This is a genomic window from Streptomyces sp. NBC_01244, assembly GCF_035987325.1.
Lineage (GTDB): Bacteria > Actinomycetota > Actinomycetes > Streptomycetales > Streptomycetaceae > Streptomyces.
The window spans coordinates 7,373,992-7,386,849 of sequence record NZ_CP108488.1; the positions used below are offsets into that span (position 1 = coordinate 7,373,992).

A 12,858-nucleotide genomic window follows, 5' to 3' on the forward strand; every position below is an offset into this window, starting at 1 on the left:
TGGCAACTTCCGAGGGGGTGTTGGCAACGCTCGCTTCGATGCGCCACGTCCGACTTCCTAGATGTCCCGGAAGATCTCGATCTGTGCGCCCACCGAGTTGAGGCGCTCCGCCAGTTCCTCGTAGCCGCGGTTGATGACGTAGACGTTGCGCAGGACCGAGGTGCCCTCGGCCGCCATCATCGCCAGGAGGACGACGACCGCCGGGCGCAGGGCCGGGGGGCACATCATTTCTGCCGCGCGCCAGCGGGTGGGGCCCTCGACCAGGACGCGGTGGGGGTCCAGGAGTTGGAGGCGGCCGCCGAGGCGGTTGAGGTCCGTGAGGTAGATGGCGCGGTTGTCGTACACCCAGTCGTGGATCAGGGTCTGGCCCTGGGCCACGGCCGCGATGGCGGCGAAGAAGGGGACGTTGTCGATGTTCAGCCCGGGGAAGGGCATCGGGTGGATCTTGTCGATCGGCGCTTCGAGCTTCGACGGGCGGACGGTGAGGTCCACCAGGCGGGTGCGGCCGTTGTCGGCCGTGTACTCGGGGGAGCGGTCGTGGTCGAGGCCCATCTCCTCCAGGACCGCGAGCTCGATCTCCATGAACTCGATCGGGACCCGGCGGATGGTGAGTTCGGACTCCGTGACGACCGCCGCGGCCAGCAGGCTCATCGCCTCGACCGGGTCCTCGGAGGGGGAGTAGTCCACGTCGACGTCGATGTTCGGGACGCCGTGGACCGTCAGGGTCGTGGTGCCCACGCCGTCGACCCGGACGCCGAGCGCCTCCAGGAAGAAGCACAGGTCCTGGACCATGTAGTTGGAGGAGGCGTTGCGGATGACGGTGGTGCCGTCGTGCCGGGCGGCGGCCAGCAGCGCGTTCTCGGTGACGGTGTCCCCGCGCTCGGTCAGTACGATCGGGCGGTCCGGGGAGATCCCGGCCTCGACCTGGGCGTGGTAGATGCCCTCGGTCGCGGTGATGTCCAGGCCGAAGCGGCGCAGGGCGATCATGTGCGGCTCGATGGTGCGGGTGCCGAGGTCGCAGCCGCCCGCGTAGGGCAGCTTGAAGTGGTCCATCCGGTGGAGGAGGGGACCGAGGAACATGATGATGCTGCGGGTGCGGCGGGCCGCGTCCGCGTCCATGGCGTCCATGTCGAGGCGGGCCGGCGGTACGAGTTCCAGGTCGACGCCGTCGTTGATCCAGCGGGTGCGGACGCCGATGGAGTTCAGGACCTCGAGGAGGCGGTAGACCTCCTCGATGCGGGCGACCCGGCGAAGGACCGTACGGCCCTTGTTGAGCAGTGAGGCGCACAGCAGGGCCACGCACGCGTTCTTGCTCGTCTTGACGTCGATGGCGCCGGACAGGCGGCGGCCGCCGACCACACGCAGGTGCATCGGACCGGCGTAGCCGAGGGAGACGATTTCGCTGTCGAGGGCTTCCCCGATGCGCGCGATCATCTCAAGGCTGATGTTCTGGTTGCCGCGCTCGATCCGGTTCACGGCGCTCTGGCTGGTGCCGAGAGCGTCCGCGAGCTGACTCTGTGTCCAGCCCCGGTGCTGCCGGGCGTCACGGATGAGCTTGCCGATGCGTACGAGGTAGTCGTCTGCCATGGATGCACCGTATCTCAGATATGAGATGTCGATCGCGTTGGGCGTGGCAGACGGGTGTCAGTGGGCATCAACGGGCATCAACGGGCCCCAAAGGGGACTTACCGGTCGTCAGCTCCCATCGTGGGCCGGCGTGTGTGTGGGGCGCGACGAGGTGGCCGAGCAGCCCGACGAGTTGCTCGCGCTCCGCTGCGGACAAAGGGGACAGAAGCTCCTCCTGGGCCGCGGCGAGCAGTTGCTCCAGCTTGCGGGCAGGCGGCGCCGGCCGGCGGCCGCCGGCCGTGAGGGTGATGACGTTGCGCCGCCGGTCGGCGGGGTCGGGGGTCCTCTCGACCAGCCCGCGTTCGGCGAGTTCGTTGATGACGGCGACCAGGTCGCTGCGGTGGCACCTGTGGCGGGGCGTACTGCCCCGGATCGGGGGCCGGGTCCGCGTCCTCGCCCCCGACCCCATCGGGATGGGCCGCTCCGGGAAGCCCCGCGGCGCGTACCGCTTCGCCGACACGCCCGCCACCTCGACGCCTGGTTCGAGGCCCTCGGCCTCGACGAGTTCGTCCTCGTCGGACAGGACCGGGAGGAGATGATCCCGGAGCGGAACCTCTTCATCGAGGACAGCATCGGCAAGACGGTGCCGAGCACGCTGAGCGAGGCAGACCACGCCGTCTACGCCGTCCCCTACCCGACCCCCGAGAGCCGGCTCCCCCCGCTCCGGTTCGCCCGCTCCCCGCCGATCGGCGGCGAACCGGCGGACGTGGCCGCCCGGGGCGGGGGATCGCAAGGAGTCCCCGCCCCGGAGCATCCTCAGTGCCCGCAGGCGTGGTGCCGGCCCTTGCCGCCGCCGTGGACCGAGGCGTACGAGGCCGGGCGCGCGCCCGCCGCCGCGGCGCGGGCCAGCCGGGCCGAAGCCGCCCGGCCCGACGCGGAATCCGCCTCGTGCACCACGCGGCCGCCGACCAGGGTCATCCGTACGCCCGTCCCGCTGATGTCGGCCACCGGACAGCGCGTCACGTCCCGGTCCAGGACCACCAGGTCCGCCGCCTTGCCCGGCTCCAGCGTGCCGGTCAGCTCCTCCTGGCGGAGCTGCCAGGCCGTCCCGGAGGTGTGCATCCGCAAGGTGGTGTCCCGGCTCAGCGCCTCCTGCGCCCGGTACAGCTCACCCGCCCCTTCCGAGCCCTGCCGGTCGATCGCCGTCCGGAGCTGGTTCCACACCTGGAGGGCGTCCACCGGCCAGTCCGAACCGCCCGTCAGCCGTGCGCCCGCCTTCTCCAGGCTGCGCGCCGGGTACAGCCACCGGTGCCGCTCGGGCCCGATGTAGGGGAGCAGGGCCTCCACCGTCCAGGTGTCCCGCGCCGCCCACTGGAGCTGCATGCACGCCGCGACCCCGAGCCGCGCGAAGCGCCGCAGGTCCGCGGGGTTCACGATCTGCAGGTGCGCCACCGCGTTGCGGGCGTCCCGCTGCCCCGTCACCTTGCGGGCGTACTCGTACCCGTCCAGAGCGGTGCGTACCGCCCGGTCGCCCAGCCCGTGGGCGTGCATCTGCCAGCCCGCCCGGTTGAAGGCGGCGCTGAGCCGGCCGTAGTCCGCGGCCGAGGTGTAGAGCTCGCCCCGGTTCGCGGTCGGCTTGCCGTTCGCGTCGAGGTACGGCTCCAACAGGGCGGCGGTCTGCGCCGGGTACTCGATGACCCCGTCGAGGAAGACCTTGATCATCCCGAACCGGATCCCCGCAACGCCCCCGAAGTCCTTGCGCAGGCCCCGTGCGTACGCCAGCGAGCCCGCCGGGTCCTTGGCCTGGTCCGCGTCCAGCCGGATCGCCGGGACGATCCGCTGCGGCAGCCTGCCCGCCGCGGAGAGAGCCTGGTACAGCTCCAGTTCGTGTCGCCCCACCAGGGCGTCCATCATCGTGGTGACCCCGGACGCGGCCGCCAGCCCCAGCACCTCGGCGCAGGCCGCCACCAGCTCGGCGCGGGTGTGCTCGGGTATCAGGCGCCTCACCAGCCCCTGTGCGTCGTCCTTGAGGACGCCCGTCGGCTTCCCGTCCGCGCCCTTGACCACCTTGCCGCCGACGGGGTCGGGCGTGGCCGCCGTGATCCCGGCGATGTCCAGGGCCCGCTGATTGGCCCACAGGTTGTGCCCGTCGCCGCCGATCAGGACGACGGGCCGCCGCGTCGGGAGCGCGTCCAGCACCGAGTGGTGCGGAGCGGTGCCCACGGGGAGGAGCCCGACCGGGTTCCAGTCCTCGACCACCAGCCAGCCGTCGGGCTCGGCGCCCGCGCCGCCGGTGTCGGCGAGGAAGCCGGTCAGGATCGCCAGGAGCTCGGCCGGGGTGGTCTCCGCGCTCTCCAGCGAGGGGGACAGCGAGCGTTCGCCGGCCCCGAGCGGGTGGACGTGGCCGTCGTGGATCCCGCTCATCACGGTGTTGCCGCGGGCGTCGACCACCTCGGTGTCCCGGCCCACGTACCGGCGCAGCGCCGCGTCGGTCCCGGTGGCCAGGATCTTCCCGTCCCGGCCGACCGCGACGGCCCGCACGGGCCCCCGGCGTTCGGTCCCGGTGACCCCCGTGAAAACCGAGGCGTTGCGGATCACCATCGCGGCCGAGTTGCGCCCGCCGGCGGGCGGGGCGGCGGGCGGGGCGGCCGCCGCGGCGGGCCCCGCGCCCAGCAGGCCCGCCGCGCCCGCGGCTCCGGCGGCCGCGAGGAGCCCCCGGCGGGACAGGGGGGAGCGGCCGGACAGCGGGGACCGGGGGGAAGGGGAAGACTGCATGCACACTCCAAAACGTTGGCGTGGCCAGGAGGCTGTTTGGTTAAGGGCTTAACCAGAAGCCGCCTCCGGCGACGAAATCCGTACGATGGCGCCGTGCCCGCCCCCCTTCTTCACGCATCAGGACATGTCCCGATGCCTCCGCCCGCGCCGGTTCCCGGTCCGACCCTCGCCGACATCGCCCGCGCCGCCGAGGTCTCCACCGCGACCGTCTCCCACGCGCTCAACGGCACCGGCCGCCTCGGCGAGTCCACCCGCCGCCGGGTGCGCGAGGTCGCCGGGGCCCTCGGCTACGGAGCCCGGCGCGGCCCGCACAACCGCAGCCTGGGCATCGCGGTGACCACGTACGCGGGCTTCGCCTGGGACTTCGCCCGGATCGCCTACTACGCCCGGTTGCTCATCGCCGCCACCTCGGCGGCGCACGCCCACGGCTACGCCCTGACCACGCTGCCCGCCGACCGGGGCGCCGAGCCGCTGTGGCACACCCTGGCCGTGGACGGGATGCTGCTGCTCGACAGCCCGGCCGACGACCCGGTGCTGCGCGCACTGCGGGCGCGGGGGCTGCCGGTGGTCTTCGACGGGCCTCCGGCCGATCCGCGGCCGGGCGACGTATGGGTGGACAACGACCACACCGCCACCACCCGCGAGGTGCTGGACCACCTGGAGGCCTCCGGGGCCCGGCGGATCGCGCTGCACGCGGGCTACGGCCGCGAGTTCTACACCGGGGCCGTCACGTCAGCCTATGAACACTGGTGCGCCGAGCGGCGCCGGACCCCGCTCGTGATCCCCTTCGACCCCAATGACGACGCCGGACACGCCTTCGACTCCGCCTTCGCGGGGCCGGACGGGCGGCACCGGCCGGACCGGCCCGACGCCGTCTACTGCGTGTACGACCCGGGGGGCCGGCAGGTGCTGGCCGCAGCCGCGCGCCACGGCATCGCCATCCCCGGCGCCGCCCCCGGCGCCGGACCGGCCGCGGGTCCGGGGGAGAAGGGCCTGCTGCTGGTCTGTGCCAGTGAGGACCCGGCGTACGCCGAGAACGAACCTGCCGTGACCACCGTCACCTTCGATCCCGAGCGGATTGCCGAAACGGCGGTTTCGTCCCTGGTCAAGCTCATCGAATCCGGACATGCGGAATCCACTGGTCGGCTGACGGTACCGGCGGGCCTGAGGGTGCGTGCCTCGTCCCGCGCCCCCGGCATGTACTAGAGTTATCTCGACATCGAGATATCTGCCCCGGACGTGCCGCAGCCGCCCCGTTGGTAAGGGTTACCTAACTTAGCCTCACCTTAGCGGAAAGGCCAGAGTGCCTCGCGGCAGGATTGCGGCAATACGCGCGAATTCATGCATGAAGGAGACTGTCGTGTCGGCGAACAGCTTCGACGCCCGCAGCACGCTGCAGGTGGGCGACGAGTCGTACGAGATCTTCAAGCTGGACAAGGTCGAGGGCTCCGCCCGCCTTCCCTACAGCCTGAAGGTCCTGCTGGAGAACCTGCTCCGTACCGAGGACGGCGCGAACATCACCGCCGACCACATCCGGTCGCTCGGAAGCTGGGACTCGCAGGCCCAGCCCAGCGAGGAGATCCAGTTCACGCCGGCCCGCGTGATCATGCAGGACTTCACCGGCGTCCCCTGCGTCGTGGACCTCGCCACCATGCGCGAGGCCGTGAAGGCCCTCGGCGGCGACCCGGCGAAGATCAACCCGCTCTCGCCCGCCGAGATGGTCATCGACCACTCGGTCATCGCCGACAAGTTCGGCACGAAGGACGCCTTCGCGCAGAACGTCGAGCTGGAGTACGGCCGCAACAAGGAGCGCTACCAGTTCCTGCGCTGGGGCCAGACCGCCTTCGACGACTTCAAGGTCGTCCCCCCGGGCACCGGCATCGTCCACCAGGTCAACATCGAGCACCTGGCCCGCACGGTCATGGTCCGAAACGGCCAGGCGTACCCCGACACCCTCGTCGGCACCGACTCGCACACCACGATGGTCAACGGCCTGGGCGTACTGGGCTGGGGCGTCGGCGGCATCGAGGCCGAGGCCGCGATGCTCGGCCAGCCGGTCTCCATGCTGATCCCGCGCGTCGTCGGCTTCAAGCTGACCGGCGAGCTGCCGGCCGGCACCACCGCCACCGACCTCGTGCTGACCATCACCGAGATGCTCCGCAAGCACGGCGTCGTCGGCAAGTTCGTCGAGTTCTACGGTGAGGGCGTCGCCGCCACCTCGCTGGCGAACCGCGCCACCATCGGCAACATGTCGCCGGAGTTCGGTTCCACCGCCGCGATCTTCCCGATCGACGACGAGACCCTGAAGTACCTGCGCCTGACCGGCCGCGACGCCCAGCAGGTCGCGCTCGTCGAGGCCTACGCCAAGGCCCAGGGCCTGTGGCTGGACCCGGCCGCCGAGCCGGACTTCTCCGAGAAGCTGGAGCTCGACCTCTCCACGGTCGTCCCCTCCATCGCCGGCCCCAAGCGCCCGCAGGACCGCATCATCCTCGCGAACGCCTCGCAGCAGTTCGCGCAGGACGTGCGCAACTACGTCACCGACGACGAGGAGTCCGGCAAGGAGTCCTTCCCGGCGTCCGACTCCCCGGCGTCCACCAACGGTGTGCCCACCAAGCCCACCCCGGTGACCCTGGCCGACGGCACCTCCTTCGAGATCGACCACGGCGCCGTCACCGTCGCCGCGATCACCTCGTGCACCAACACCTCGAACCCCTACGTCATGGTCGCCGCCGCGCTCGTGGCGAAGAAGGCCGTCGAGAAGGGCCTCGCCCGCAAGCCGTGGGTCAAGACCACCCTGGCCCCGGGCTCGAAGGTCGTCACCGACTACTTCGACAAGGCCGGCCTGACCCCGTACCTCGACAAGATGGGCTTCAACCTCGTCGGGTACGGCTGCACCACCTGCATCGGCAACTCGGGTCCGCTGGAGGAGGAGATCTCCAAGGCGATCAACGACGCCGACCTCGCGGTCACCTCGGTCCTCTCGGGCAACCGCAACTTCGAGGGCCGCATCAACCCCGACGTCAAGATGAACTACCTGGCCTCCCCGCCGCTGGTCGTCGCGTACGCCATCGCGGGCTCCATGAAGGTGGACATCACCAGGGACGCCATCGCCACCGACTCCGAGGGCAACCCGGTCTTCCTGAAGGACATCTGGCCCACCGAGGCCGAGGTCAACGACGTCGTCGCGAACGCGATCGGCGAGGACATGTTCAACAAGTCCTACCAGGACGTCTTCGCGGGCGACGCCCAGTGGCAGGCGCTGTCCATCCCGACCGGCAACACCTTCGAGTGGGACCCGCAGTCCACCTACGTGCGCAAGCCCCCTTACTTCGAGGGCATGACGATGGAGACCACCCCGGTCTCCGACATCGCCGGCGCCCGTGTGCTGGCGAAGCTGGGCGACTCGGTCACCACCGACCACATCTCCCCGGCCGGCGCCATCAAGGCCGACACCCCGGCCGGCAAGTACCTCACCGAGCACGGCGTCGAGCGCCGCGACTTCAACTCGTACGGTTCCCGCCGCGGCAACCACGAGGTCATGATCCGCGGTACGTTCGCCAACATTCGCCTCCGCAACCAGATCGCGGCGGGCACCGAGGGCGGCTTCACCCGCGACTTCACCGTCGAGGGCGCCCCGGTCTCCTTCATCTACGACGCCTCGCAGAACTACCAGGCCGCCGGCATCCCGCTGGTCATCCTGGCGGGCAAGGAGTACGGCTCGGGCTCCTCGCGCGACTGGGCCGCCAAGGGCACCGCCCTGCTCGGCGTCAAGGCCGTCATCGCGGAGTCCTACGAGCGCATCCACCGCTCCAACCTGATCGGCATGGGCGTCCTGCCCCTGCAGTTCCCCGAGGGCGTCACGGCGGCCTCCCTGGGCCTCACCGGCGAGGAGACCTTCTCCTTCACCGGTGTGGAGGAGCTGAACAACGGCACCACCCCGCGCACGGTCAAGGTCGCCACCGACACCGGCGTGGAGTTCGACGCGGTCGTCCGCATCGACACCCCGGGCGAGGCCGACTACTACCGCAACGGCGGCATCATGCAGTACGTGCTCCGCAACCTCATCCGCGGCTAAGCGCATACCGGCACCAAAGGGCCGTACCTCCGTTAAGGGGGTACGGCCCTTCCGTTTCTGCGGGCGGCTCCGACGGTCCGGCTCAGGTGACGGTGAGGTCTCAACTCGGAAAAGTAGGGGCCCATACCGGTACATGATCTTGCTCACAGGAGCGGAAGTGGACTATACCTGTGCCCGTCCGGGTCACCGCGAAACGAGCGGCTCCGGGCGGGGGGATGGCGGGGACCTGCGGTGATGTCCGCTGGGCGGCAGCAGTCGCACTTTCCTTCCTCCTTCACACTCCTGACGAAGGCGAGGACTTGAGCATGGGATCCACCTCCGCCCACGGCGAGAACAGCAACGGTGAGGGCTTCGGCCGCCGGGACCTGATCAAGCGCTCCGCGGCACTCGGCCTCATCGCGGTTCCGACGATGAGCTTCCTGTCCGCGTGCGCCTCCGGCTCCGACGAGACGACCAAGGGCAACGAGTCCAAGGTGGCCGTCACCAAGGAGAACCCGTTCGGCGTCGCCAAGGGCGGCAAGCTCGACGTGGTCGTCTTCAAGGGCGGCTACGGCGACGACTACGCCAAGGCCTGGGAAGCGGCGTTCGACAAGAAGTGGGGCACCACTTCCTCGCACCTCTCCACCCAGGAGATCACCTCCAAGCTCCAGCCGCGCTTCAACGGCGGCAACCCGCCGGACGTCGTCGACGACTCGGGCGCGCAGCAGATCAAGCTGGACGTGCTCGCCAAGGGCAACCAGCTCGCCGACCTCACCGTGGTGCTCGACGCCCCGTCGCTCGACGACCCGACCAAGAAGGTCCGGGACACGCTGATGCCCGGGACCATCGAAGGCGGCATGATCGGCGGCAAGTTCGTCGCGCTGCAGTACGTCTACACCGTCTGGGGCCTGTGGTACTCGGGCAAGCTCTTCAAGGAGAAGGGCTGGACCGCGCCGAAGACCTGGCCCGAGTTCATGGACATCTGCCAGAAGGCCAAGGCGGCCGGCATCGGCGGACTGGCCCACCAGGGCAAGTACCCGTACTACATCAACGTCGCCATCATGGACCTGATCGCCAAGAAGGGCGGCCTGGATGCCATGAAGGCGATCGACAACCTGGAGCCGAACGCCTTCGCGAACAACCCGGTGGCGCTCGAGGCGGTCGAGGCGATCTACGAGATCGTCGAGAAGGACCTGCTGATGGCCGGCACCAACGGCCTGACGCACACCGAGTCCCAGACCCAGTGGAACCAGGGCAAGGCCGCCTTCATCACCTCCGGCTCCTGGCTGGAGAACGAGCAGCTCAAGCAGACCCCGGACGACTTCGACATGCAGTTCCTGCCGATGCCGGTGCTGCCCGGGTCCAAGCTGCCCTTCGAGGCCATCCGCGCCGGCGCCGGCGAGCCCTTCATCGTCCCGGAGAAGGCCGCGAACAAGGCCGGCGGCCTGGAGTTCCTCCGTTCCATGCTGTCGCGCGAGTGGTCCACCCTCTTCGCCCAGCAGGCCAACTCCCTCACCGTCCTCAAGGACGGCGTGGACCCGGCGGTCAAGCTCCGCCCGGGTACCCAGTCGGCCGTCACGGCGCTCAAGGCGGCCGGGGACAACACCTTCAACTACCGCTACGGCGACTGGTACAGCGAGATGGGTACCGAGCTGGAGAACGCGTCCAATGAGCTGATGGCCAAGCGCATCCAGCCCAAGGAATGGATCAAGCGGGCCCAGGCTGCGGTAGACAAGGCCACGAAGGACCCGAACGCCAAGAACAACAAGCGCAGCTGACACCGCGTCCACCGGGCACCCGGAAACACCAGGGACGGACACCATGAGCCACGTAGCAAACAGCAAGGGGCGGGGCGGCTTCATCGCCGGCTTCCTCATCCTGCCCCTCGCGTTGTACCTGACCTTTGTCATCTGGCCGTACATTCAGACGTTCGGCTATTCCTTCACCAACTGGACGGGTCAGTCACCGACCTTCGACTTCGTCGGGCTGGACAACTACTCGGCCCTGATGAAGGACGAGGTCTTCCGCGGCGCGCTGCTGCACAATCTGCTGCTCCTGGTGTTCGTCCCGGCGATCACCATCCTGATCTCCCTGTTCTTCGCCTTCATGCTGAACGCCGGAGGGCGCAGCGGAGCCGGCGGAGTCCAGGGAGTGGCGGGCTCCGCCCTCTACAAGGTGATCTACTTCTTCCCGCAGGTCCTCTCCCTCGCCATCCTCGCGGTGCTCTTCGGAGCCGTGTACCGCAGCGACGAGGGAGGGCTGCTGAATGGATTCCTCACCAAACTGGGCCTGGTCGATCCGGCCCACCCCATCGAATGGCTCAACGAGCCGAACTTCGTCCTCTGGTGCCTGCTGCTCGTCGTGGTCTGGCACGGGGTCGGCTTCTACCTCGTCCTCTTCTCGGCCGCCATGCAGTCGATCCCCAAGGACATCTACGAAGCCGCCCTGCTCGACGGCGCGAAGCGCGCCCAGACCTTCTTCAAGGTCACGCTGCCCCTGCTGTGGGACTCTGTACAGACTTCCGCGGTCTATCTGGGCATCGCCGCGATGGACATGTTCGTCCTCGTGTCGACCATGACCTCGGGCCAGTTCGGCGGCGGACCGGACCACCACAGCGAGGTCATGGCGACGGTGCTGATGCGTAACTTCCTCTACTTCGGCAAGGCCGGCTACGCCTGCGCCATGGGGGTCGTGATGCTCGTCCTCACCCTGATCCTCTCCGCCATCACGCTGCGGGCCACTCGCCGCGAGCACGTCGAGTTCTAGCGGGAGACCACGATGACCACTGTGATCAAAGCACCGGGCGAGGCGGCGGCCGAGAAGCGCGCCTCCGCCACCGGGCACCCCCGCGGGAAGCGCAAGAGCGGTTCCGACGGCATGGTCCTCAACGTCTTCTCGCACGGTTTCCTCGCCGTGTGGGGGATAATGATCATCCTGCCCCTCATCTGGCTGGTGCTCGGATCGTTCAAGACCGACGTGCAGATCGGCGAGTCGGCCCTGAGCTGGCCGGCCAACTGGCACTTCGACGCCTTCCCCCGCGCCTGGGACAAGGGCATCGGCAGCTACTTCGCCAACACCCTCATCGTGATGGTGTTCTCGGTTCCGCTGACGATGCTGCTCGGCTCGATGGCCGCGTACGTCCTGGCCCGCTACCCCTTCCGGGGCAACCGGCCGATCTACTACTTCTTCGTCAGCGGGGCCATGTTCCCGGTCTTCCTGGCGCTCGTCCCGCTGTTCTTCATGGTGAAGCGGCTGGACATGCTCAACACGTTCCAGGGTCTGATCCTGGTGTACGTGGCGTACTCGATGCCGTTCACCGTCTTCTTCATGCACTCGTTCTTCAGGACGCTGCCGACGGCCGTGCACGAGGCCGCCGTGATCGACGGGGCCTCCCACACCCGGATCTTCTTCCAGGTGATGATGCCGATGGCCAAGCCCGGCCTGATCAGCGTCGGGATATTCAATGTCCTGGGGCAGTGGAACCAGTACATCCTGCCGTCCGTGCTGATGCAGCCGCAGACCGGATCGGACCCCGAGCGCTACATGCTCACCCAGGGCCTGATCCAGCTGCAGTACCAGATGGGCTACGAGACGGACCTGCCGGTGCTGTTCGCCGGTGTGACCATCGCGATGATCCCGATGCTGGTGGTCTACCTGTCCTTCCAGCGGCAGATCCAGGCGGGACTGACCTCCGCCACGCTCAAGTAGCGCCTCCGCTCACGCAGCGGAGGGGTCGGGCACGACCGACCAGCTGACCGCCGAGACGGAGGGGTCGAGAGAGAGGTTGCTGACGGCTTCCTCGAGCATCCGGCCCCCCTCGCCCTCGGCGGTCAGCAGCGCGGACACCGTCACCAGGCCGGCCTCCGGGCCGTCCTGGCTGCGGATCGAGCGCAGCTGGTAGCCCGGCCGGCCCAGCGCGTCGACCAGCCGGTGGCGGATGTGGGCCTCCTCCGCCTCCAGGCACACGGCCTCGAAGTGGAAGTCGGTGGCCACCTCGGCCCCGCCCCCCGGCTCGCGGTCCATCCGCCGGCCCAGCGGGCGCAGCAGGAGGTTCGCCCCCACCACGCCCACCGTGCCGCAGGCCGCCAGGACGAACATCCCGGTGCCCGCGAGGCAGCCCACGGCCGCCGAACACCACAGGGTGGCGGCCGTGTTCAGGCCCCGGACGCTCAGTCCGTCGCGCATGATCACGCCGGCGCCCAGGAAGCCGATCCCCGAGACGATCTGGGCGGCGACCCGCGAGCCGTCGTACTGGACCTCCGAGACCTCGCTCATGAACCCGTACTGCGAGAGCAGTACGAACAGCGCGGCCCCGCCCGCCACCAGGGCGTTGGTCCGCAGGCCCGCCATCCGGGCCCGCCACTGCCGTTCCAGACCGATGGCCGCCCCGAATCCGAGCGCCGCGACCAGGTGCCCGGCCATCTCCCATTCGGTGAGCATCATCGGCCTTCTCCCTTCTCCTC

At 69.5% G+C, this 12,858-nt stretch carries 9 protein-coding genes; 5 read left to right on the forward strand and 4 right to left on the reverse strand.

Annotated features, from left to right (window positions below):
- Window positions 1-57: 57 nt before the first annotated feature.
- The 3 genes from OG247_RS33010 to OG247_RS33020 form a co-directional block, all read right to left on the reverse strand.
- On the reverse strand, window positions 58-1,587 hold the full coding sequence (locus tag OG247_RS33010) for a helix-turn-helix domain-containing protein (protein ID WP_243331486.1): 1,530 nt from the start codon (window positions 1,585-1,587) through the stop codon (window positions 58-60).
- 67 nt (window positions 1,588-1,654) lie between these two features.
- Window positions 1,655-2,239, reverse strand: a complete 585-nt coding sequence (locus OG247_RS33015) for a MarR family winged helix-turn-helix transcriptional regulator (protein WP_327255618.1) — start codon at window positions 2,237-2,239, stop codon at window positions 1,655-1,657.
- 143 nt (window positions 2,240-2,382) lie between these two features.
- Window positions 2,383-4,341, reverse strand: a complete 1,959-nt coding sequence (locus tag OG247_RS33020) for an amidohydrolase (RefSeq protein ID WP_327255619.1) — start codon at window positions 4,339-4,341, stop codon at window positions 2,383-2,385.
- 132 nt (window positions 4,342-4,473) lie between these two features.
- Between OG247_RS33020 and OG247_RS33025 the strand changes: the two genes are divergently transcribed.
- The 5 genes from OG247_RS33025 (at window position 4,474) to OG247_RS33045 (ending at window position 12,103) form a co-directional block, all read left to right on the forward strand.
- The gene (locus OG247_RS33025; protein WP_327255620.1) at window positions 4,474-5,547 is read left to right on the forward strand and encodes a LacI family DNA-binding transcriptional regulator; all 1,074 of its coding nucleotides are present in this window, start codon (window positions 4,474-4,476) and stop codon (window positions 5,545-5,547) included.
- 139 nt (window positions 5,548-5,686) lie between these two features.
- The gene (gene acnA / locus OG247_RS33030; RefSeq protein WP_327255621.1) at window positions 5,687-8,416 is read left to right on the forward strand and encodes an aconitate hydratase AcnA; all 2,730 of its coding nucleotides are present in this window, start codon (window positions 5,687-5,689) and stop codon (window positions 8,414-8,416) included.
- Between the two features lie 305 nt (window positions 8,417-8,721).
- Window positions 8,722-10,173 carry an N-acetylglucosamine/diacetylchitobiose ABC transporter substrate-binding protein gene (gene ngcE / locus OG247_RS33035; RefSeq protein WP_327255622.1) on the forward strand — a complete coding sequence of 484 codons (1,452 nt, stop codon included), beginning with the start codon at window positions 8,722-8,724 and terminating at the stop codon, window positions 10,171-10,173.
- 43 nt (window positions 10,174-10,216) lie between these two features.
- Window positions 10,217-11,161 carry a carbohydrate ABC transporter permease gene (locus OG247_RS33040; protein WP_327255623.1) on the forward strand — a complete coding sequence of 315 codons (945 nt, stop codon included), beginning with the start codon at window positions 10,217-10,219 and terminating at the stop codon, window positions 11,159-11,161.
- Window positions 11,162-11,173: 12 nt separating this feature from the next.
- The gene (locus OG247_RS33045; RefSeq protein WP_327255624.1) at window positions 11,174-12,103 is read left to right on the forward strand and encodes a carbohydrate ABC transporter permease; all 930 of its coding nucleotides are present in this window, start codon (window positions 11,174-11,176) and stop codon (window positions 12,101-12,103) included.
- 9 nt (window positions 12,104-12,112) lie between these two features.
- Here the strand turns inward: OG247_RS33045 and OG247_RS33050 are convergent, their stop codons facing one another.
- Window positions 12,113-12,838, reverse strand: a complete 726-nt coding sequence (locus OG247_RS33050; protein ID WP_266885779.1) for an MgtC/SapB family protein — start codon at window positions 12,836-12,838, stop codon at window positions 12,113-12,115.
- Between the last annotated feature and the right edge of the window lie 20 nt (window positions 12,839-12,858).

Excerpts from the sequence above, each read along its gene's own strand:
- OG247_RS33010 (WP_243331486.1), bottom strand. The coding sequence starts at position 1,587 with ATGGCAGACGACTACCTCGTACGCATCGGCAAGCTCATCCGTGACGCC.
- OG247_RS33020 (WP_327255619.1), bottom strand. The coding sequence starts at position 4,341 with ATGCAGTCTTCCCCTTCCCCCCGGTCCCCGCTGTCCGGCCGCTCCCCC.
- OG247_RS33025 (WP_327255620.1), top strand. The coding sequence starts at position 4,474 with ATGCCTCCGCCCGCGCCGGTTCCCGGTCCGACCCTCGCCGACATCGCC.
- acnA (WP_327255621.1), top strand. The coding sequence starts at position 5,687 with ATGAAGGAGACTGTCGTGTCGGCGAACAGCTTCGACGCCCGCAGCACG.
- ngcE (WP_327255622.1), top strand. The coding sequence starts at position 8,722 with ATGGGATCCACCTCCGCCCACGGCGAGAACAGCAACGGTGAGGGCTTC.
- OG247_RS33040 (WP_327255623.1), top strand. The coding sequence starts at position 10,217 with ATGAGCCACGTAGCAAACAGCAAGGGGCGGGGCGGCTTCATCGCCGGC.
- OG247_RS33045 (WP_327255624.1), top strand. The coding sequence starts at position 11,174 with ATGACCACTGTGATCAAAGCACCGGGCGAGGCGGCGGCCGAGAAGCGC.
- OG247_RS33050 (WP_266885779.1), bottom strand. The coding sequence starts at position 12,838 with ATGATGCTCACCGAATGGGAGATGGCCGGGCACCTGGTCGCGGCGCTC.